The organism is Rhodococcus wratislaviensis (assembly GCF_041228765.1).
Classification (GTDB): Bacteria; Actinomycetota; Actinomycetes; order Mycobacteriales; family Mycobacteriaceae; genus Rhodococcus_F; species Rhodococcus_F wratislaviensis.
The window spans coordinates 5,633,332-5,653,831 of sequence record NZ_CP150488.1; the positions used below are offsets into that span (position 1 = coordinate 5,633,332).

Below are 20,500 nucleotides of genomic sequence, written 5' to 3' on the forward strand. Positions count from 1 at the left end.
GACCTCGGTGCCGAACCGCGAGACTGATCGCCACGCCACTTTACGCCGGCTGCAGCAGGAGACCTGACGGGGTGCGGCTCGATCGCGCCTGCTGCCTTGGGAGTTTCGCACCGGTGGCGCCCTCGCCGGAACGCCTGCCGCCCCCTTCTGTTCCGGTCGCTTAGCTGAAATTCTTCTGGGGCCGTCGCCCGAGCACGAAGTACGCGAGGGGGACGACTCCGACGGAGTTGACCAGCACCACCGCGGTCGCCCACACCCTCTTCGATCCCCGGATCTGTTCCGCCGGCCGACGTTTGATGTCGACCAGTGCCGCGATCTTCAAGGCCCCCTCGATGATGGAGGAAACAAGGATCCACCGGCGCTGGCGGTCGCTCAGGTCGGTCCATCGTCTGGCCAGCATCCCCAACCTCCCACGGTGCGCTCGACGCGCAGCTTCCACAGTAGCCGCCATCGAGCCCGCTGCCCGGCCACGAAAGCGGCCTCCCGGCAGCCACCCCACGGGCGCGCTTCGTGCACACCCCACCCGCGCCCCGGATTTAGCGCGGGCCGGGGTCGACGGTCACATCGTCGGTGTCGGCGAAATCAGGCGCCCGTCGTCGAGCGCGATCGCCCATCGATGCGCCGTCGCCCACTCATGTCCATGGCCGCCGGAGTCGGTCAGCGATCCGTAGTCCTCGACGACCTCGCCGAGGACGTCGACTTCCGCATGCCGGCGGACGAGCACCCGGGCACCGATCGTCAACTCGGGTCCGTGCACCCGCCTGGTACCGGTTCTGTCGGCCATCGCTGCACCTCTTCGCCCGGCGAACTGCCTGGAAGTGGAGCATAAACACCTGCCCCACCGGGAGACGACCCGAAGCCTGCCAAGCATCCCGGTGCCGCCGGCAGGCGGCAGCACGGGGCTCCGAGCGAACAGCAGAGCCGGCCGAGCAGGTCAGACGCGAGGCCGCGCCAGCCGGTATCCGCGGCGCGCGGCGACGAAACCCGCGACCGCTCCGAGGACCGCGCTGAGGACCAGGCCGCCAGCGAGGAACGGGATCGGGTCCACCGATTCCATGTGCCCGGTAGTGTCCCCGGCGCCGAGCGGTTCGTAGCTGCCCACGTAGAAGTGCACCGGGTATGACAACCACCAGGCGAACAACCCGGTACACACCAGGCCCGCCCCGAGGCCGAGGGCCGTTCCGATCAGAATCAGTGTCCGCACAAGATCAATTTCGCAATCGCCGACCGTGCTGTTACCGCGGCCTGTCGGACGCCGCCCGGCGCAGACCTGGACGGGCCGTTTCCGACCTCTCCTGCGCGACACCGCACGTCGAGATCGGGCAGCGTGAAATGCCCCGCCTGTCCCCGCCGCGTTGCGTGCGGTGATCATCGTCCTCGGTCTGATCGGACGCTCACGTTTGCTGACGACATGACCGTCATCGAGTCGTCGTTATGCCGGCTCTCTCATCACGCCGAGATGGCGCACCGTCCCGGAAAGGCCTGGAACCTCTTGCACGGGCGACCAGGTGCGCAGCCCATCGGTGCTGTCTGAATAGAGATACTTTCCTTCGGTATAGGCGTCGAGATATATCCGCCAGGCATCGTTCGGCAACTGAACCAGGGCTGGACCCTCCAGCAGCGAGCCCCAATCTCCAGGCGGGACGAACGAATAGGGTCCCGTCACCGACGGCGCGACCGCATGCTCGATCACCTTCTTCGTCTCGTTCTTGGTGAACGCGTGGTACGTCGATCCCACCTTGACCACGGTGGTGTCGATGTGGTCCGCGCCGATCCCGCCGAGCAGAGTGGGCGGGCCCCAGATTCGGAGCGACGGTTCCAGCGCGGTCATCAGATACGGCACGAATCCGCCGCCGGTCGACATCGACAGGATGACGTGGACGCGATCGCCGTCCACGAACCATTCGGGTGCCCAGGCCTTCGTGGTGAACGGTGACAGCGACGGTCCGTCGCTGAACCCGGCCGACCCCGATGAGCCCGGCGGGCTCGCCGAGCCCGTTCCGTCTCCCGTGCCCGGCAGGAACGCGCAGCAGAACGGGACCGGCCAGGCCCCCAGAAACGTCCACTCGATGCGGTCACTGCTGCGCGCGAAGCCGATGTTCGCCCCGTCGACTGTCGTGTAGGTGAGGTAGTAGAACCCGTCCGTGTGCCGGAAGATGCTCGAGTCACGCACCACCCCTGACGAGGGCCGATACGCCGACAGTCGGAGGGGCTGGAAGTGAGTGGCGTCCCCCGACTCGTAGACATCCAAGTCACGGTCGCTGGTGTTGCTGAACGCCACCATCGTGTATCGCCAGGCGGGCGGTGCGGCGCCACTGTTCCCCGGGGCCGCGACCAGCAGGCCCGCGACTGCGAGCATCACCATCGACATGGCGGAAAAGCTGGTTCGTTTGGTCAGCATCACTGGTGCAGTATCTATGACAGCAGGCGCACCATGCGCAACTTTGGCCGCAGGCGCAGCGTACGGATCGTTTCCGACGGCGATATGACGCTGAGGAGTTCGACATTGCAGAGCTGCCGCCGGCGACGAAGGTTGCGTACGCCGAACTGGCCGCGACGGTCACCACCCGTTGGCCGTTCGGCATCCAGGTGGGCACCACCATCACCGAGCTCGGACCCGCGTGCCGTGCAAGCCCGCGGTGGGACGAATCCGCGCCATAGCGACGGTGGGCGAGAGCGAACTGCGTGAGGTTCTCGCCGCGGATGCCGACGAAGGCGACAATGGCCACGAGAGTCGGTCACAGGGAGTGCGAAATCGCCGGGTCCCAGGCCATAGGCAGCGCCGGTTCGGGCTCGACCACGCCGGTGTGCGCGTACCGTCCCCAAATCCTGCGTAGCGTCTTGCCGAGCAGCTCGACCCCGCCCCACTCGGTGTCACCGAGCATCGGAGAGCCTTCCCATGCCTCGCGTGTTCCGAGGAGCAACGGCAGCTCCACGCAGTGTGTTGCCCCGTAGCGAGACCCGCGGGGCCGCCAATCGAAGCGGTATGTACACGCCCGAGCACCCGCTTGGACCAGGCGATCTCTGAATTCGCTCAGCGGTTCAGCAAGCATTCGATGCGTTATCTCGACCGTGTCGGGCCCGGGACCGGTGAACGCCGATACATCGTCGGCGTTCCAGCCGCAGATCACATCGAGATCCTGCACGTTCTCGCTGAAGCTCGCTCCCAGCACCGGGAGGGGATCAGTGCCCGAGACTGGAGAGAAGGGTGGCGCCCCGACGGGGCCGGATCGTTCCGCCCAGACGGCCGCGGTCTTACGTTGCGCATCGACCAGTGCAGCGACACTGGCAGTTCGAGGGTCTCCCCCAGCGTTCTCGGCAAATATCCTTCCGACGTCCTCCGCTAACTCGCGCGATCGGACGACGTCCGGCTGACCAGTGCAAGCGTTGTGCTCCAAATTCTCGGAGACGTTTGCGAGCAGCGCGGCCCATTCCTCGACTACGCTACGTCCGCGGTCGAGCTCCTGGTGACGGCCATCGCCCAGGTACTCGGTCGACTCGAACCCCCCGGTCGAGGACCCGACGGCCACGGCGACAATCCTGGTCTCAGGCATACGCGGAGTGCTGCTGGATCAGCGTCACCGGCGACGCAGCCCGCACCGACAGAGCCGCTCGACAGTTGATCGATCAAACCCTCCGAGCGACTCCGCCACCAACGTCGTGATACGACGAACAGTGTCCCACTCCCCTGCCCACGACCCAGGCACACAGATCGATGAAGTGACTGTTCGTGCCTCGATTTGCGGAGGCTTCCGCCACACGTCACTGCGGGCCTGATGGACCAGTGCATAGAGTGAACGCAAGTGATCTGTGGACCAACGGCATGGTCTCACTACGGCCTCGGTCTCGGAGAATTCGGCGCGCGCATCCCTGCCGGTCGCGGAGGGCAAAGCGGCTCTGTTCCGCGAGTTCGCAGGCCTCGCGCACTCGAAATTGCACATCGAGCCGGAATACTCCATCCCGACAAGATCTTTCGTAATATACTCCGAAGCAACATATTTGAGCGATGCAACAGTGCAGGACCGAGCACTCGCTACGTGCGACTCTGTCCATCGAGCCAAGCGGCAGCCCGGGTGGGCGAGGCACGGGAGAGCCACGCGTCCTGCACTACCTCGGTCAGTTCCTGTAGCGTGAGATCACCAATCATGCTCGCCCGCAGCAGTACCGAAGAGTGGCCATCGAAATGTGCCGTGGTGAAGAACGGCGATGCGGAGTCTTGCACCATTGCTCGCTTGTCCGACTCGGAGGGCACCCAGAAGACGATCACGTCCGTGTATCGCTCACCGGTGTGAGGATCAGCGGCGTCGGGGCGAGGGGTTCGGAAGAACACGAACGATTTGCCGCCGACCTGATAGATGGGGTTGCCTCGCGGCCCGTATTCGACCTTGACATAGGGCATGCCCAGGGCAAGGTCATGGACATCTTCGACCCGCGCATGGCGCAGTTTTGCCGACATGACAGCAGTGTAGGTCTCGTTGTCGCCTCCGCAGCGATCGGGACCGGAGGGAACCACACGCGGGGCCCTGAACTGTCATGTTCGATGTCGTTCCACGCGTCGGCACGAGCGGCCGTCGAAGACAGTCTCAAACGACAGGACCGACTGGGCAGCGCAACCGTTCGATGCCGAACCACTGGCTCCATGCCCAGTGACGAACTCGTTGCCTTCGACCTGGCAGAATTCGCCCTCATCGAAGTTCTTCTCTTCGGTGGCGTGACAGCATGTCGCGACCATGTTGATTCTGCCCCGACGATGAACGGTGAGCCCGAAGTCGGCAACGGTGCGGCGTATGTAGGGAACATGTATTCGAACTCGTATCCAATGTAACCCACGTGGGGCCTGCAAGACCCTGCGATTGCCTTCGGCACGCAGACTCCTGAGATATTTACTCGAACACCGACCCTGAGAACCAACCCACAGCACTCCTCGCAAGCAATACTGGGATGCCCGACATTTCAAGGAGACGTGAGTATGAGCCTGTACGCAGTAGTGGACCCCGCCACCGGAAAGACGGTGCGCGAATACCCGACCGCGACCGACGACCAGATGCAGGCGGCGTTGTCCGCGGCGGAGAAGGCGCACCGTGAGTGGTCGCGACACTCGACGGTGGTCGAGCGCGCCGGACTACTGAAGAAGGTCGCCGAGTTACACACCGAACGCCGCGACGAACTGGCCAAGATCATCCAGCGGGAGATGGGCAAGCCCCTGGACCAGTCGTTGGGGGAAGTCGACTTCAGCGCTGCGATCTACCAGTACTACGCCGACAACGCCGAGAAGTTCCTGGCCGACGAGCCAATCGACCTGGTCGACGGCACGGGTACCGCGCTGATCCGCCGCAGCTCGATCGGTGCGCTGATCGGCATCATGCCGTGGAACTATCCCTACTACCAGGTCGCACGGTTCGCGGGTCCAAATCTGGCACTGGGCAACACCATTGTGCTCAAACACGCACCGCAGTGTCCGGAATCGGCGGCAGCGCTACACCAGATCTTCACCGACGCCGGATATCCGGAGGGCGCCTACGTCAACGTCTACGCCACCAACGACCAAATTGCCGACGCGATCGCCGACCCCCGGGTCCAAGGTGTGTCATTGACCGGATCCGAACGTGCAGGCGCAGCCGTCGCCGAGATCGCCGGCCGCAATCTCAAGAAGGTGGTACTGGAACTCGGCGGTTCCGATCCGTTCATCGTCCTCAGTACCGATGACCTCGACGCCACCGTACAAGCGGCAGTGGAAGGTCGTTTCGAGAACACGGGGCAGGCCTGCAACGCGGCGAAGCGATTCATCATCGCCGAGGACCTCTACGACGACTTCGTCGGCAGATTCACCACGGAGGTGCTCGCCACCGCAGACGAACTCGCGCCGCTGTCGTCGGTCTCCGCCGCCGACCGGTTGTCCGATCAGGTCCAGCAGGCGATCGCCGAGGGCGCCACACTGGTGTCCGAGGGGGAACGGAAGGGCGCCTTCTTCCCGCCGGCCGTGCTGACGAACGTGTCACGGGATTCACGAACCTACCGGGAGGAACTGTTCGGGCCGGTAGCGACTGTCTACAAGGTGCGCTCCGAGGAAGAGGCTGTCGAGCTGGCCAACGACACCCCGTTCGGCCTCGGCTCCTATGTCTTCACCACCGACCCCGATCAGGCCTACCGCGTCGCCGACTCATTGGAGGCCGGCATGGTATTCGTCAATGCCGTTGGCGCCGAAGGAGTTGAACTGCCGTTCGGCGGCGTCAAACGCTCCGGTTTCGGTCGCGAACTCGGCAAATACGGGATCGACGAGTTCGTGAACAAGAAACTCATCCGCGTCAGCTGAACCAGCGATTCCTGTATTACAGCACCAGCGGTGCCTGCGGGTTCTCTCGATGCGAGAGAACCCGCAGCGGATGGATCCCTGTGCTCACTGGCCAGAATTCGGACTGCAGCCAGCGATGCAGACTTCTCTCTGTGTTCTGCAGACACCCGCGCCCACGCTTGGAGCCATCGAACGGGCACCGCATCATCCTACTGTGCCAGCACAATCGTCCCCCCTACCTAGTTCTGGGCAACGTCGCCGCCGGACAGGCGGAATTACGGCGCCCCAGGGAAGCGGCACGCCCGGGATCGGAAATCCCTACTGGCCACGGAGCCTGACTCCGAAGACGAAGATCTACCTAACCCGTTCGGCTGCAAGCCTTTTCACCCGACCTCTACGACGGAGGCGCCGGCCAGGGATGGTCGGGGCTGATGATCTTCACGATCTCACTGAAGAAGTTCCACACGCCCAGCGGGTCGGCGTTCGTATTGACCAGCATCACCACCGTCTTGCCCTCGGAAGGAAGGTAATAGGCGTAGGTCTGGTAACCCGCGATATTTCCGTTGTGGCCGATCCAGCCGTTCTGGTACTCGACTCCAAGTCCGTACAGCGAACCCGTACCTTCCGACGGCGCCGGCTGAAACTGCTCCCGTTCGCGCTGAGTAGCCGGCGAGAGCAACGTTCCAGTCGCCAAGTCGCGCACCCACACACTCAGGTCGTCGAGCGTGGAAATCATGTTTCCCGCACCGAATCCCCACGACGGGTTCCAGTCGGTCGCGTCCACCGTCTCGCCGTCAGTTGTTTTCGTGTATCCGTGTGCGTGCGGTGACGGAAGGGCCGCATCGGTCGGGACCGAGGTGTGGCCGAGATCCTCGGGTCGCGTGATGGACTCGTCGATGTACGCGTTCAGCGGCTGGCCGGAGACCTTTTCGACCACGAGGCCCAGGAGCGCGGTATTGGTGTTGGAGTAGTCGAACTCGGTGCCCGGTGCGAACAGCGGTGGACGGCTGAAACTGATCTCGAGCAGTTCCTGGGGCGTCCATTGGCGCTGCGGCTGACTCGGGAGCGCCGGGATCACCACCTCCGAGTAGTCAGGAAGCCCACTGCGCATGGCCGCCAACTGGCGGATGGTGATCAAGTCCCCGTTGGGGACGTCGGGCACATACCTGTCGATCGGATCGTCGAGGCCGACCTTTCCCTGATCGACCAGTTGCAGCACGGCGGTGGTCGTGAAGGTCTTGGTCAAGCTGCCGATGCGCATGAACAGGTCGGGCGCCATGGGGTCGCCGGTGGCCGTGTCGCCCACCCCGAACGCCTGGACGTAGGGCTCGGCGCCGTCCTGCCAGACACCGACGATGGCCCCAGGTATCGAGGCGTGCTCCATCGCCGGCGGAATCGTTTCGGTGAGCTGCTTGTCGGGCACGGCTGGTTGAACCGCCGACTCACCGCATCCCACCAGTCCCGTCATCGAGATCGCCACGACGGCGACGATTCGCCGCCCCCGGAATGTCTGTGCCACCCCGCTCCCCAATCCATGCCTGCAACATCGATCTGTCCAAAGCTTGCCTTATCGGCTCCGACTTGGATCGGTTTTCGGGCGCCTCGTTCATCGCGAAGCCTGCGGCCGACTCCACCGGCATCAGCGACAGGACACTGCACGGGGGTTGGTCACCACCACGTCAGCCGGACGGACCTAGCGATTTGAGGCAAACGCCCCATGCGACCCCGGAACCGGCCGACCGATGATCAGAGCATGACAAAAAGAGTTCAGGAAGCACTGAGATCACCGGACATGACCGAATCGACATTCGAACCACCGGCCGTCGGGCGGGTCGATGCGGTCGACGTGAGCCGGCACGTCGGGGCGCGTCAGATTCTCCAGGAGCTGTCGCTGTCGGTCGAACCCGGCGAGTTGGTCGCCATTGCCGGCGGCAGTGGAGCGGGAAAGAGCACATTGCTCGAGATCCTCGCAGGACTGCAACCACCGTCGGCCGGGGTGGTCCGGCACGACGGCGTCGTTCGCGGTGCCCGAGTCAGCGCCGATTCCCGGATCGGCTACGTGCCCCAGGACGACATCATCCACCTCGAGATGCCCCTGCGCCGCACACTGCGCTACGCGGCGCGACTACGGCTGCCCGCGGGCACATCGGCAGCCGAAGCGAACCGGATAGTCGAGGAGACCATGCTGGACCTCGACCTGGCTGATCGGGCGGAGGTGCCGGTCCGTGCGCTGTCCGGCGGCCAGCGCAAGCGGGCCAGTATCGCCGTGGAGCTGCTGACCCGGCCACACCTGTTCTTCCTCGACGAACCCACCTCCGGGCTCGACCCCTCGACCGCGGCCGACGTGATGCGCCTGCTGCGCCGGCTCAGCCGGCGCGGGGTCACAGTCGTCCTCACGACGCATGAACCGGCCGGCATCGACCGATGTGACCGGGTGGTATTCCTGGCCCGCGACGGCCACCTGGCCTTCACCGGCAGCCCTGCCGAGGCTCGGCGCTACTTCGATGTGGAGGATCTCGCCGAGGTGTACGACCGGCTGGCTCGTGAGCACACCCCTCAGATCTGGGCCGAGCGATTCGCGGGCATCGGTGGAAAGTCGGAACCCCGGCCCGACCCGGCTCAACCGCCCATCCCGGCCACCCGTTCCGACGTCGAACGCACAGGCGCGGTGCGGCAATGGTGGCTACTCACGCGACGCAATGTTGACGTCCTTCTTCGCAACCGGCTGACCCTCGCGGTCCTGCTCGGCTCACCGGTGCTGGTCACGGCGATGATGGCGACGCTGTTCCAGCGCGGCGCGTTCGATCCGCGTAGCGCAGCCGACCTCGGCCCGGCCCAGATAGTCTTCTGGATCGCATTCGCAGGCTTCTTCTTCGGCCTTACGTACGGCCTCCTCCAGATCGTCGGGGAGATGGCCGTCTTCCGGCAGGAGCGCCTGGCCGGGCTGAGCGTGGGCGCCTACGTGGCATCCAAGGTGACAGCCCTGCTTCCGGTGCTGGCTGGAGTGAGCGCGCTGCTGCTCGGTGTGCTGCGGGCGCTCGGTCGGCTCCCCGCCGTCGGATGGGACGTGTCCGCCTTCCTGTTCGTGACGATCGTCATCGAGGCGACCTCGGCACTGGCCCTCGGCTTGCTCGCCTCGGCCGCGGTCTCCAACGCCGCGCAGGCCGCCCTCGCCCTGCCGATGCTCTGCTTCCCTCAGGTTCTGTTCGGTGGAGCCATCGTCCCGGTTGACGAGATGGCCCTCCCGGGACGCCTGATGAGCCTCGGCCTGTCCAACCGCCACGCATTCGAAGCCTTGGGTCGCGACCTGGATCTCGACCGGTACAGCGCCACTCTCCCGGCCATGTCCGCCTACGGCGACACCTTCCGCGGAGGCACCGGCGCCAGTCTCATCGCGCTCGCCTCATTTGCGGTCGCTCTCATGCTGGCCACCGTGTGGGTACTGGACCGGCGGTCGCGGCCCGGCGCATCCCGTCGATGACGGCCCCGCACAGCCGGTCCCGCCACACGGCGGATGCCTCACTTCCCCACAACCGCACTGACGGGGAAGCCCACCAGGCCCCGATCGATCGCGGCGAGACTGGCCTGCGTGCGGTTGTTCACCCCGAGCTTGGCGTAGACACGTTCGACGTGGTTGCGTGCCGTCTTCTCGGCGATGAACAGTTCGGCGGCGATCTCTCGGTTCGACCGGCCCTGCGCGACGAGTCGCAGGATCTCGACCTCGCGGTCGGTCAACCCGGCCGGCCAGGGCGTCCGCCGCGACACCCGCTGCCCGGCCGCCGCCAGCACGGCCGCCACCGACTCGGCGTCGAGGCGTCCGGCACGCGCCTCCACTTGCAACCGATCGGCAGCGCCGCGACGATCGAGCGCCGGCCGTTGCGGACGCGGCTCGAGCAGTCGCTGATACGCCTCCGCCGTGGCCAGCAGCCGGTCCTTCGCGGTCAACTCCGCGCCCGTGATGCCCCGGGGAAAGCCGGACCCGTCGATACGTTCCCGGTGCTTCATCGCCACGGACACCACCGACTCCAAGCCGTTGACTCGGTTCAGTATCCGGCCGGTCAGATCCGGATACATCCGTACCCGTTCCCATTCGGCCGTCGTGAGCGGCCCCTTCTTTTCCCAGATCTGGTTGGACACCCCCATTTTGCCGAGGCTGTGCACGAGGCCGGCACGGTAGAGCTGCGTGATGTCCGACGGCGACATGCCCAGGTGTCGGGCCGCGCCGCCTACCAGATTCGCGACGCCACGCGAATGCCCCAGGGTGAACGGAGATTTGAGATCGACGAAATCGGCCATGGCCCCGAGTAACTCGTCGCTTTCGTCGGCCATGAGGGTTCGGTCACGATCCGGCGCCTGGGCCAACGCCGCGATCCACACGTCTGTGTCCAGCAGCCCGTCCACGATCGCCGCCGCGTCACGTTCGAACAGGTCCGCGACGGCCGGGCTGAACTGACTGCCGCGCCGGGAACGGAGAACGTCCTTCGCGTGCTCGAGCCCACCCGTCCGCAGGTGCACCTCGACGACGTCAGCCACGTGAGCGATGTGGATCTCGACCGGGATACCCTCTCCGCGACAGCCGTTGGGCAACCCGCGGCCGTCCCAGCGCTCGAAGGCGTAGGCCAGCGCCTTTCCGACCTGACCGTCCAAGCCCATCCGATCGGAAAGAACCCCCGCAGAACTGCAATGCGAATGGATCAGCGTGGCGACCTGGCCGCGAGCCGCGACCAGAAAGACAGCGGCACGGATGCCGCGTTCCCAGCCCGGCGATCCGCGTCCCACATGACTCATCATCAGCCGCAGAAACGGCAGACCGGTCATGTCCACCGCGTAGGTGTCGGCTCGGAAGGCAATGTCGTCGCCGAAGAGCGCCGAGAGTTCGTGGGAGTCGGCGTGACAGCCGATCCACCCGACCAGATTGGCGTAGTACACGGTCGCTCGCTGTCGGGGATCGAGTCCCATCCGCTCGGCGATTCGTGTCGCGATCAGGGACGACCGAAGCATGTGTTCCATCGGTTGACCCAGACCGAGGTCGATCGCCAGCGATACCGCGGCCAGCAGTTCGGCTCTGCTCAGACCTTTTCCCGAGCCGGGCAGCGTCCCGTGCGGGTGCATCTCCCCATTGTCCACCTGAACACGGACGTGTCGGCGCGAAAGACGTGCCACCGCCCCTGAGCCCCGCGCGCACAGCGGTGGTTGTGCACACGCACCCCGAAAAGACAGGTACCCACACACGCCGAACGACCGGTGTGAAAGCTCGCAGGTCAACCCACAATTGTGACCACCCGATACGCCGAACCACAGCAAGGAGGCCGCCGGACACAGCTTCCGACCCACAACTTCACTCGCAGACACGCAGGCAGCACACCCCGCGCAGACAGGCAACATGCGCCCCCTTATGAGGGATCAGTGCTGCACCCCGAGGACGCATCGCCGACCGGTGCGAGTCGGGGGATGGCCCGCCCGTGCGAAGCACCCTCGCACGGGCGGGCCACTTCCGCCGGCGTGGCCCGAGTACCACGATGTTGCCCGATTCAGCCACTGTCCACCTCCACACTCGGTAGGGTCCGATTCCATGGCTGACCAGGGGAAGATCCGGACCGTGGTGTGGGGCACCGGGAATGTGGGGCGGGCCGCGATCCGCGCAATCGATGCACACCCCGCCCTAGAGCTGACGGCGGTGGTCGTGGCGAACCCGGAGAAGGTCGGACGCGATGCCGGCGACCTCGCCCGCTCGGGCCACGCACTGGGAGTGACAGCAACCGACGACGCCGATGCCGTGCTCGCGACGTCCCCCGACGCTGTCGTCTACGCCGCGTCGGGCGAGATTCGCCCGGACGATGCGGCAGCGGACATCATCCGCGCGCTCTCCGCGGGGACCGTCGTCGTGACTCCGTCGATCTACGCGCTCTACGACCAGCGCAACGCGCCGGCCGAGTTGCGCGACCCGATCGAGACGGCCGCGAAGTCCGGCGGCGGCGCCCTGTTCGTGTCGGGCGTCGATCCGGGATGGGGGAACGACATCCTGCCGATCCTGATGACGGGTCTGGCCGGCACGATCGATCAGATCCGTTGCCAGGAGATCTTCGACTACACCACGTACGACCAGCACGATTCCGTGCGGTACCTCGTCGGCATGGGCCAGCCGATGGACTACGAACCGCCGATGGTGGCGGCGACGGTGCCGACGATGGTGTGGGGTGGCCAGGTTCGGCTCATCGCCCGCGCCCTCGGGGTGGAGCTCGACGGGATCCGTGAGACGCTGCTGCGCCGGCCGCTGGACGAGACGATCACCACCGAACTGATGGGCGAGTTCGAGGCCGGTACCCAGGGGGCGCTGCGTTTCGAAGTCCAGGGCATCGTGGGCGGCGAGCCCCTGATCGTCATCGAGCACGTCACGCGGATCCACCCGTCGTGCGCCCCGGACTGGCCTGTGCCGCCGGACGGCGGGGACGGCGCGCACAAGGTGATCATCGAAGGCAGGCCGCGCATCGAGGTGAACGTGGAGGCCACCGACGAGGGCGGCAACCGAGCGGCCGGCGGCAATGCCACCGCGGTGGGGCGCCTGGTCAACGCGATCCCGTGGCTGCGGACGGCCGCGCCGGGGCTCTACGACGCCCTGGACGTCCCTCTCACCCCCGGTCACGGCAAGCTCGCCTGACACCACCCGCCAGGGCCACACTTAGCCCTTGCGCTAACCATTGTTGCAGTGGATACTTTTCCTTATGGCTCAGTATCCGGAGCGGCTGAACGGCATCTTCCAAGCGCTCGCCGACCCCACGCGGCGGGCCGTGCTGGGCCGTCTGAGCCGGGGTCCGGCGACGGTCAGCGAACTGGCGAAACCGTTCGACATGGCCCTGCCCTCCTTCATGAAGCACATCCACTTCCTCGAGGACAGCGGATGGATCCGGACACACAAGGAGGGCCGCGTACGGACGTGCGCGATCGAGAAGGCGCCCTTCACGGCCGTCGAGTCGTGGCTCGCGGAGCAACAGGAACTGTGGGAGAGCCGCACCGACAGACTCGAACAATTCGTCACCGAACACACGGTCACGACACACGCAAAGGACACACCGCAATGACCGACACTGCGAGACCCGATCTCGACCTCACGATTTCGCGCATCATCCGGGCACCCCGTCCGGTCGTGTGGCGCGCCTGGACCGACCCCGCCAGCTTCGAGCAATGGTGGGTCCCCGCGCCGTCCCGGTGCCGGGTCGTCGACATGGAACTACGCCCGGGTGGGGCGTTCACCACCCAGATCAGCGAGGGCGGTGGCGAATTCGTGCCACACATCAGTGGCTGCTTCCTCGCCGTCGACGAACTCGAGCGCATCGTGTTCACCAACTCGCTGGTCGGTGGCTGGCGACCCGCCGAGCAGCCGTTCATGACCGCGATCATCACGTTGAACGACCATCCGACGGGCACGGAGTACGTCGCCCACGTGATGCACAAGAACAACGCCGACCGCAACGCCCACGAAGAAATGGGCTTCTATGACGGCTGGGGCAACGTCACGGAGCAGCTCGCCGAACTGGCTGAGCGACAGGCATAACGGAGGAGACCGGACATGCGCAAGATCGTCCTGCAGATGATGACGACACTCAACGGCCGCCTCGACGACCCCGCAGCGTGGGTCCACGACGTCGTCGACGACCAGTACCGCGAGATCGATCGAATCTATTCGAGCTACGACACGGTGCTGGTCGGGCGCACTACCTACGAGGAGATGGCCGCCTACTGGCCTCGCGCGCTGTCCGAGCACGCCGGAACCGAAACCAATCAGGTCATGGCCGAACGGATGAACACCTACCGGAAGCTGGTGTTCTCCCGCTCCGGCGACGACCCGGTGACCGAATGGACCAACACCGAACAGGTCGTCGTGGCCACCGACGGCGAGCTCGCAGCGTACCTCGAGGATCTGAAGAGACAGCCGGGCAAGGACATTCACCTGTCCGGCGGATCGTCCCTCGCGCGATCGGTCCTCGCACTGGGGCTGGTGGACGAGTTGTATTTCTTCGTCTATCCGGTCGTGTCACCCGGTGTTGCCTGGTTCTCGGCGATAACCGACCAGCATGGCCTCCGACTGGTGGGCACCGAGTCGTACGGCAACGGGGTGGTCGAATTGCACTACGTGCCCAGGGAACGCGCGGACGCACCCAGGCCGGACAGCTTCACCGACATGCTCGCGTAACGCGGATCAGCCCACCGTCGCGAACTCCCCTGCCGCAGACCATCGTTGCCGCTCGGCGGCGAACGCGACAGCCTGTTCGGCTCGGAAGTCACCGATCGATTCGGCATTGGCAGTGAGAAACTGCTGGTGCTCGGCGAGCGAGAACGTGCCCTCGGTGATCTCGATACCGCCGCCGCGACCGGCCGCGACGTCGGATCGCAGGTCCATCAGCTCGTCCGGTTCGACGGGGTACCAGGAGATCCGGTCGAAGAAGCGCAGCAGCCAGGGGGTGCCGTCCTCGAACGGTCCCGACTTCTCGGGATGCCGATGGTTCCACACCTGGGTGGTTCGGCCGACGAACTGGTAGCCGCCCGGACCCTCCATTCCGTAGATGCACAGGTACGCCCCGCCGATCCCGACCGCGTTCTCCGGCGTCCACGTGCGGGCTGGGTTGTATTTCGTGGTCACCAGCCGATGCCGCGGGTCGAGTGGTGTCGCGACGGGTGCGCCGAGGTAGACGTCACCGAGGCCGAGCACCATGTACTCCGCTCCGAAGACGGTGTCGAAGACGTCGTCGACGCTGCCGAGTCCGTTCATGCGGCGGATGAACTCGATGTTCCACGGGCACCACGGTGCGTCGGAACGGACGCCGTGCATGTAGCGCTGGATCGCCTCACGCGTCGAGGGATCGTCCCACGACAGCGGCATCCGCACCGATCGGCTCGGTACCACGAGTTCGTTCGCCGCGGGCAGCGCGTCCTCCGCCTCGCCGAGCAGCCCCATGAGCTTCGGGATCGGCAGCACGTCGGGGTCGACGCGGACCTGCAGCGATCGGATGCCCGGTGTCAGGTCGAGCAGCCCGGCCGGCTTCTCGACCTCGAGACGCTGGTGCAGCGCGTGGGCGCGGGCCCGCAGTGCGAGGTCGAGGGTCATGTCGCCGTATTCGACCAGGACGTTGTCGTCACCGGAGCGCCGGTACGTCACGGCGGTCTCGCCGTCGCGCCGGGCGATCACGCCGTCGTCGCGGTCACCGGTGGTGGAGAAGACGGTCGGATGCGCCGCCCGCCGCGCGGGACCCAGCGCACGCGTGGACGCGGCCCGGTCGGCCTTGATCGGCACGAAGCGCACCGCATCGCCGGGCGCAAGTTGTCCGAGCTTCCAGCGTTCCGCCGCGACGACCGTGACGGGGCACACGAACCCGCCGAGGCTCGGTCCGTCCGGGCCCAGGAGGATCGGGGTGTCCCCCGTGAAGTCCAGGGCGCCGACCGAATACGCGTTGTCGTGAATGTTGGACGGATGCAGTCCCGCCTCGCCGCCGTCGGTGCGCGCCCAGTCGGGCTTGGGTCCGATCAACCGCACCCCGGTACGGTCCGAGTTGAAGTGCACCTCGTAGTCGGTCCGGTACAGGGTGTCGATGTCGGCGCGGGTGAAGAACTCGGGTGCGCCGTGCGGGCCCTCGGTGACCGCGATCTCCCAGCGACTGCACAGGGCCGGAACGTGTTCGGCGGGAACAGCGGCCGCGCGGGCGCCGGTGTGCTCGCCGACCCCGAGAACGTCACCCTGGCGCAGCGTGCGGCCCTGATGTCCGCCGAACTTGCCGAGCGTGAACGTCGAGGCGCTGCCGAGGAAGTCGTCGACGTCGAGCCCGCCCTGGACGAGTACGTAGATCCGGAGGCCGGGTCCGGCCGCCGCGCCGACGTCCAATACTCCGCCCGCCGGAACCCGTACCGGCCGCCACTGCGCCTGCAGCACTCCGTCGACGGTGACCGGGGCGGGCGCGCCGGTCACACACACCACCGTGTCCTCGTCGAACTGCAGTGCGGGACCGGACATGGCGCATTCGATTCCGGCGGCGCCCTCGTCGTTGCCGAGTGCGGTGTTCCCGAGCCGGAACGACAGGTCGTCCATGGGCCCTGACGGCGGCACGCCGACGTGCCAGTACCCGGTCCGTCCGGGGTAATCCTGCACCGTGGTGAGCATGCCGGGGCGGTGCACGGTGATCTTGGCGCTCATGCCTGCACTCCCGTCGGCCGGGTCACGATCATCCGCACCGGGGTCGGGTCGAAACCGTTGCAGGGGTTGTTGATCTGCGGGCAATTGGACACCAGTACCAGAACGTCGCGCTCCGCGCGGAGTGCGAGGCGGCGGCCGGGTGCGGACAGGCCGTCGACGATTCCGAGCGTGCCGTCGGCGTCGACGGGAACGTTCATGAAGAAGTTGATGTTCGACACCAGGTCGCGCTTGCCGATCCCCCAGCGGGACCCTTCCGCGAGGAAGTTCTCGACGCAGGCGTGCTGGTGCTTGGTGTGGTGGCCGTACCGCAGAGTGTTCGACTCCTGCGAGCAGGCACCGCCCACTGTGTCGTGGGAGCCGACCTCGTCGGCGACGAGCGTCATCAGCGCGTCGTGATCGTCGGTGCGGAGGACACTTCCCGTGGTCAGGAACAGATTTCGTTGCGCCGCCACCGTCGCGGCGGCCGAGTAGCGTGCCCGGTGATCGTCGGCCGCGTAGATCAGGGTGTCCACGGCCTGATTGCCGCACAGATCGACGACGGTCAGGACGTCACCGGCCTCGACGACGGCAGACCAGGGCCCGCGGGCGCCGACTTCCTCGTCCAGGATCACCGTTCCCGGTACCAGCGGTGCGGTCTCGATGGTGGTGGTCATGCCTGCTCCCGTCCCTGGAACTGCGTGGCAGCCCAGACGTCTTCGGTGTTGAGAAAGGCCCGGCGGTACTCCGGGTCGGCGTCGACGGGTTCGGCCACATCGGCGCAGGTCCAGGCGAGCACTTCGAGCGCGGTCGTGTCGTACGTCGGCGAAGGATCGAGCGGGTGCGCCGTGTTGGCGATCAGGACGATCACCGGGAGGTGGATCACGAGGTCGACCGCGGTGTCCGCGCCGGCGGATCCGATGCTGCCGAGCGACCCGTCCTCCCCCACCCGCACCCCGTGGAAGAACGACAGCGACGGCGGGAGGTCGCGCCGCTCGAGTCCGTGCTTCGCCGCCGCCACGGTGAAGAGTTCACGGCCGGCCGGGGACGCCGAATGCAGGCTGCCGTCACCGTATTTCGCGGTGTTCGAGGCGAGCGACGTGGTGCCGCACAGGGCGTCGTGTCGCCCGGACCCGTCCGAAACGAGCGTCGCGAGCACGCGCCCCTGGTCGGAGAGCAGCGGATGCCCCTCCCCCAGGTACGCCTGCCACGGCACCTTCACGGTGTCGGCGACGTTGAGCCGCTCCCACGGCGCGTCCGCCCGGTACAGCAGCAGGTGGGCACATGCCCGGCCGTCGAGGTCACGCAGTCGCAGTCGTGTGCCACGGCCCAGCACCTTCGTGGTGTACCGGCCACCGGGCACCGTCTCCGCCCATGTGAGCTGCGCCGGATCGACGTCGGACGGTGGAGTGGGCCAGGACGACGCCGGGACCACCGGCATCGAGTCGGTGACCACTCCCGACTGGGCACGCGCGTGTTCCTTCGCGGCACTGGTGGTCGAGGTGTCCACTGAGGTCATGTCAGGCTCCAATCGTGACGGGGTTGGGGGTCGTGCGGCCGCGCGGGAAGCACGCGACTCCGAGCGCGACCACGGCGGCGACGGTGACGGGGGCGGCCCACCGCAGGAGGGGGTAGTCGCCGCTGGGGTCGAAGATCTCGGCGCGCGGCCAGGACAGGTTGACGACCATCAGCGCGCCGTAGCCGACCGCCAGGATGTTGACGGGGAGCCCGATCCGTCCGAGCGAGAACAGCTTCCGGCCGTCCGCGTCGAACTGCGGTCCACCGTGCGGCCAGCCCTTCAGCCGGCGCAGCAGGAGCGGCACGGTGACCATCAGGTAGGCGAGGTAGATCAGGATGATGCACACGCTCGACAGGGTCGCGAAGATCGCGGAGTTCCCGACGTTGACCGCGAGGATGCCGATGCAGACCAGGCCGATCAGGACGGACGGCGCGATGGGCGTTCCGGTGCGGGTGTTCACCGTCGACAGGATCTTCGAGGCGGGCAGCCGTCCGTCGCGGGCCATCGAGAACACCAGCCTGGACGCCGCCGTCTGAATGGCGAGCGTGCAGACGAACACGGCGATCGCGACGTCGACGAGGAGGAGGGTGCCCCAGGGCGAGCTGAGGATCGACGAGAGCACGTACGGCAGGCCCTCGGCGGCGAGACGCCCGTCGGTCAGGCTGGGCGCGGCCATCAGCGCGCCGATGATCATCAGCCCACCGCCGAGCGCCGACACGGACAGCGCGAGGCGGATCGTGCGCGGCGCCACCCGGCGCGGGTTCCGCGTCTCCTCGGCGAGTTCGCCCGCGGAGCCGAATCCGACCATCACGTAGGCCGCCATCAGACCCGACACGATCCACGCCCACCCGTACCCGGGTGACGCACCGGCCGTGCCCGTGTCGAACACGACGTCCGGTCCGCGCTGGGCGTGGGTGAGGAACATCCCGATGACCGCGATGACCCCGACGATCTCGCAGGTCACACCGATGTTGTTGATCCTGGACATCCAGTTGACGCCGATGCAGTTGATGAACGTGGTCAGCACGAGGAGGACGGAGCCCAACAGCACTGCGTTGGCGGCGCCACTCGCGGACGTCAACGTGCTGTCGTCACCGATGATCTGGAATCCGCTCCACACGTTGGGGAGCACGACCTGCAGGGCGATGGCCGCGGCGGAGGCCGTCACCATCTGCGCGAGGATCATGAACCATCCGGCGAACCAGCCCACCACCTCACCGCCCATCCGGCGTGACCATTGGTAGATCGCCCCCGAGATGGGGTAACGGGCGGCCAGTTCGGCGAAGTTGAGCGCCACCATGAACTGGCCGGCGAACACCACCGGCCACGTCCAGAAGAAGGCGGGTCCGGCGAATCCGAATCCGAGCCCGAAGAGCTGGAAGATGGTGGTGAGGATGGAGACGAACGAGAAGCCGGCGGCGAAGGACGCGAACTTACCCAGGGAACGGTGAAGTTGCTGCTCGTAGCCGAATTCGCCGAGGTCGCCCGTGTCGTCGACGCCGGTTCCGCCGGACGCGCGGGGAGGTGCGGCCGGCGCGGTCAGCACTTGCGCAGTCCTTGTGGGTGTACTCAAGGGCTTACTCCTTCGGCGAGAGCAATATCTGTCGCTCGATAGTTTTCTCGCGGAAAGGCCTCGGTGGGTGACGCCCGCGTATCCAGATCGCGCCCGGCCGTAACAGCATCGTTGCCTACGTTTCGGGAGCATGACGAAACCCTCACGACGGGTGGGAACCGTCGATCCCGGGAGCGACCTGACATCATGGAGCGGTGACCACAGGGCCGGGACGACCCCGACTGACCAGTCAGCGCAGACCAGGGCAGACCACTCCCGAGGAGATACTCGACGCCGCCGGAGAGTTGTTCACCACCAAGGGTTTCGCAGCCACCTCGACCCGGCAGATCGCCGAGATGGTCGGCATCCGGCAGGCATCGCTCTACCATCACTTCCCCAACAAGGAGGAGATCCTGGTGGCACTCCTCGAGGAGACGGTGTCCCCCGCGCTCGCCGCCGCGGGGTGGCTCGCCGACGCCGCCGCGCCCGCCACGGTGCGCCTGCACGCGCTGGCCACCTACGACGTCACGCAACTCACCGCGACCAAATGGAATCTCGGTGCGCTGTACCTTCTTCCGGAACTGCTGACCGAGCGATTCGAGCCGTTCCGCGCCCAGCGAACCCTGCTGCGCCGGCACTACCGGCAGCTGGCGGACCGGGCCCTCACGGAGATCACCGAACATTCCGGCGACACCTCCCCCGCCCTGACCGACCTGCCGTTCCGAATAGTCGAGAGCGCCATCGCAACCCGTGCCGACATCGAGCGCGGGCTGCTTCCCGGGCCCGAGAACGAGGGCGCCGCCGAACTCCTCGCCGACGCCTGCCTCCGAGCCCTCGGGTGGACGAAACCGATGGACGAAATCCGGGTGAAGTCGCGGGCACTGCTCGCCGAGACGGCGGGCGGAACACCCCTTCGCCTCTAGCCGTGCACGTCGTTCCCGTGAGATAAAGTCTGGCGAACGCTTAATCACTGGGGGG

The 20,500-nt window shown here is 66.6% G+C and carries 19 protein-coding genes; 7 read left to right on the forward strand and 12 right to left on the reverse strand.

All coding sequences use genetic code 11. The features are described from left to right. Positions 1–160: 160 nt before the first annotated feature. From WKC72_RS25985 to WKC72_RS26010, 6 genes are all read right to left on the reverse strand, one after another. Positions 161–400 carry a hypothetical protein gene (locus WKC72_RS25985; protein WP_370180187.1) on the reverse strand — a complete coding sequence of 80 codons (240 nt, stop codon included), beginning with the start codon at positions 398–400 and terminating at the stop codon, positions 161–163. Positions 401–559: 159 nt separating this feature from the next. Next, entirely contained in the window at positions 560–784 is a 225-nt protein-coding gene (locus tag WKC72_RS25990) for a hypothetical protein (RefSeq protein ID WP_370180189.1), read from the reverse strand. Between the two features lie 150 nt (positions 785–934). Beyond that, positions 935–1,204: a hypothetical protein gene (locus tag WKC72_RS25995; RefSeq protein ID WP_370180191.1), complete on the reverse strand. Its 270-nt coding sequence runs from the start codon at positions 1,202–1,204 to the stop codon at positions 935–937. A 228-nt stretch (positions 1,205–1,432) separates the two neighbouring features. After that, on the reverse strand, positions 1,433–2,401 hold the full coding sequence (locus WKC72_RS26000) for an arabinofuranosidase (protein ID WP_370180193.1): 969 nt from the start codon (positions 2,399–2,401) through the stop codon (positions 1,433–1,435). Positions 2,402–2,738: 337 nt separating this feature from the next. Further along, positions 2,739–3,554, reverse strand: a complete 816-nt coding sequence (locus WKC72_RS26005) for a hypothetical protein (RefSeq protein WP_370180196.1) — start codon at positions 3,552–3,554, stop codon at positions 2,739–2,741. Positions 3,555–4,033: 479 nt separating this feature from the next. Further along, a complete protein-coding gene (locus tag WKC72_RS26010) occupies positions 4,034–4,456 on the reverse strand; it encodes an MmcQ/YjbR family DNA-binding protein (RefSeq protein ID WP_370180197.1) in 423 nt (140 codons plus the stop codon). 513 nt (positions 4,457–4,969) lie between these two features. Here WKC72_RS26010 and WKC72_RS26015 point away from each other — a divergent pair. Continuing rightward, positions 4,970–6,313 (forward strand): NAD-dependent succinate-semialdehyde dehydrogenase, encoded by a 1,344-nt coding sequence (locus WKC72_RS26015; RefSeq protein ID WP_037239997.1) that lies wholly within the window; start codon positions 4,970–4,972, stop codon positions 6,311–6,313. A 373-nt stretch (positions 6,314–6,686) separates the two neighbouring features. Here WKC72_RS26015 and WKC72_RS26020 read toward each other — a convergent pair whose 3' ends face one another. Next, positions 6,687–7,811, reverse strand: coding sequence for a serine hydrolase domain-containing protein (locus WKC72_RS26020; protein ID WP_370180198.1), 1,125 nt, complete (start codon positions 7,809–7,811; stop codon positions 6,687–6,689). 273 nt (positions 7,812–8,084) lie between these two features. Between WKC72_RS26020 and WKC72_RS26025 the strand changes: the two genes are divergently transcribed. Beyond that, on the forward strand, positions 8,085–9,773 hold the full coding sequence (locus WKC72_RS26025; RefSeq protein ID WP_370180201.1) for an ATP-binding cassette domain-containing protein: 1,689 nt from the start codon (positions 8,085–8,087) through the stop codon (positions 9,771–9,773). Positions 9,774–9,811: 38 nt separating this feature from the next. On the opposite strand, the gene WKC72_RS26030 is transcribed toward WKC72_RS26025, so the two are convergent. Further along, positions 9,812–11,404, reverse strand: a complete 1,593-nt coding sequence (locus tag WKC72_RS26030) for an HD domain-containing phosphohydrolase (RefSeq protein ID WP_370180203.1) — start codon at positions 11,402–11,404, stop codon at positions 9,812–9,814. A gap of 460 nt (positions 11,405–11,864) precedes the next feature. On the opposite strand from WKC72_RS26030, the gene WKC72_RS26035 reads away from it, so the two are divergent. From WKC72_RS26035 to WKC72_RS26050, 4 genes are all read left to right on the forward strand, one after another. After that, complete coding sequence (locus WKC72_RS26035) at positions 11,865–12,950, forward strand: dihydrodipicolinate reductase (RefSeq protein WP_370180205.1); 1,086 nt, start codon at positions 11,865–11,867, stop codon at positions 12,948–12,950. Positions 12,951–13,014: 64 nt separating this feature from the next. Then, entirely contained in the window at positions 13,015–13,371 is a 357-nt protein-coding gene (locus tag WKC72_RS26040; protein WP_037239983.1) for a helix-turn-helix transcriptional regulator, read from the forward strand. Then, on the forward strand, positions 13,368–13,844 hold the full coding sequence (locus WKC72_RS26045) for an SRPBCC family protein (protein WP_370180208.1): 477 nt from the start codon (positions 13,368–13,370) through the stop codon (positions 13,842–13,844). The genes WKC72_RS26040 and WKC72_RS26045 overlap by 4 nt, the downstream gene beginning before the upstream one ends. Positions 13,845–13,859: 15 nt before the next feature. Continuing rightward, positions 13,860–14,483 (forward strand): dihydrofolate reductase family protein, encoded by a 624-nt coding sequence (locus WKC72_RS26050; protein ID WP_112300680.1) that lies wholly within the window; start codon positions 13,860–13,862, stop codon positions 14,481–14,483. Positions 14,484–14,489: 6 nt separating this feature from the next. Here the strand turns inward: WKC72_RS26050 and WKC72_RS26055 are convergent, their stop codons facing one another. The 4 genes from WKC72_RS26055 to WKC72_RS26070 are packed head-to-tail and all read right to left on the reverse strand — an operon-like array spanning position 14,490 to position 19,516. Beyond that, entirely contained in the window at positions 14,490–16,475 is a 1,986-nt protein-coding gene (locus tag WKC72_RS26055; protein ID WP_370180211.1) for a 5-oxoprolinase/urea amidolyase family protein, read from the reverse strand. After that, a complete protein-coding gene (locus tag WKC72_RS26060) occupies positions 16,472–17,128 on the reverse strand; it encodes an urea amidolyase associated protein UAAP2 (protein ID WP_112300682.1) in 657 nt (218 codons plus the stop codon). The genes WKC72_RS26055 and WKC72_RS26060 overlap by 4 nt, the downstream gene beginning before the upstream one ends. Beyond that, positions 17,125–17,970, reverse strand: a complete 846-nt coding sequence (locus WKC72_RS26065; protein WP_370180214.1) for an urea amidolyase associated protein UAAP1 — start codon at positions 17,968–17,970, stop codon at positions 17,125–17,127. The genes WKC72_RS26060 and WKC72_RS26065 overlap by 4 nt, the downstream gene beginning before the upstream one ends. A gap of 1 nt (position 17,971) precedes the next feature. Beyond that, positions 17,972–19,516, reverse strand: coding sequence for an amino acid permease (locus WKC72_RS26070; protein WP_370184524.1), 1,545 nt, complete (start codon positions 19,514–19,516; stop codon positions 17,972–17,974). A 221-nt stretch (positions 19,517–19,737) separates the two neighbouring features. Between WKC72_RS26070 and WKC72_RS26075 the strand changes: the two genes are divergently transcribed. Beyond that, entirely contained in the window at positions 19,738–20,445 is a 708-nt protein-coding gene (locus WKC72_RS26075) for a TetR/AcrR family transcriptional regulator (protein WP_037239964.1), read from the forward strand. The last annotated feature ends 55 nt before the right edge of the window (positions 20,446–20,500 follow it).

Coding starts and splice junctions, on each gene's coding strand:
- WKC72_RS26050 (WP_112300680.1), top strand. CDS start 13,860: ATGCGCAAGATCGTCCTGCAGATGATGACGACACTCAACGGCCGCCTC.
- WKC72_RS26010 (WP_370180197.1), bottom strand. CDS start 4,456: ATGTCGGCAAAACTGCGCCATGCGCGGGTCGAAGATGTCCATGACCTT.
- WKC72_RS26055 (WP_370180211.1), bottom strand. CDS start 16,475: ATGAGCGCCAAGATCACCGTGCACCGCCCCGGCATGCTCACCACGGTG.
- WKC72_RS26030 (WP_370180203.1), bottom strand. CDS start 11,404: ATGCACCCGCACGGGACGCTGCCCGGCTCGGGAAAAGGTCTGAGCAGA.
- WKC72_RS26045 (WP_370180208.1), top strand. CDS start 13,368: ATGACCGACACTGCGAGACCCGATCTCGACCTCACGATTTCGCGCATC.
- WKC72_RS25990 (WP_370180189.1), bottom strand. CDS start 784: ATGGCCGACAGAACCGGTACCAGGCGGGTGCACGGACCCGAGTTGACG.
- WKC72_RS26035 (WP_370180205.1), top strand. CDS start 11,865: ATGGCTGACCAGGGGAAGATCCGGACCGTGGTGTGGGGCACCGGGAAT.
- WKC72_RS26015 (WP_037239997.1), top strand. CDS start 4,970: ATGAGCCTGTACGCAGTAGTGGACCCCGCCACCGGAAAGACGGTGCGC.
- WKC72_RS26060 (WP_112300682.1), bottom strand. CDS start 17,128: ATGACCACCACCATCGAGACCGCACCGCTGGTACCGGGAACGGTGATC.
- WKC72_RS26005 (WP_370180196.1), bottom strand. CDS start 3,554: ATGCCTGAGACCAGGATTGTCGCCGTGGCCGTCGGGTCCTCGACCGGG.
- WKC72_RS26040 (WP_037239983.1), top strand. CDS start 13,015: ATGGCTCAGTATCCGGAGCGGCTGAACGGCATCTTCCAAGCGCTCGCC.
- WKC72_RS26065 (WP_370180214.1), bottom strand. CDS start 17,970: ATGACCTCAGTGGACACCTCGACCACCAGTGCCGCGAAGGAACACGCG.
- WKC72_RS25985 (WP_370180187.1), bottom strand. CDS start 400: ATGCTGGCCAGACGATGGACCGACCTGAGCGACCGCCAGCGCCGGTGG.
- WKC72_RS26000 (WP_370180193.1), bottom strand. CDS start 2,401: ATGCTGACCAAACGAACCAGCTTTTCCGCCATGTCGATGGTGATGCTC.
- WKC72_RS26025 (WP_370180201.1), top strand. CDS start 8,085: ATGACCGAATCGACATTCGAACCACCGGCCGTCGGGCGGGTCGATGCG.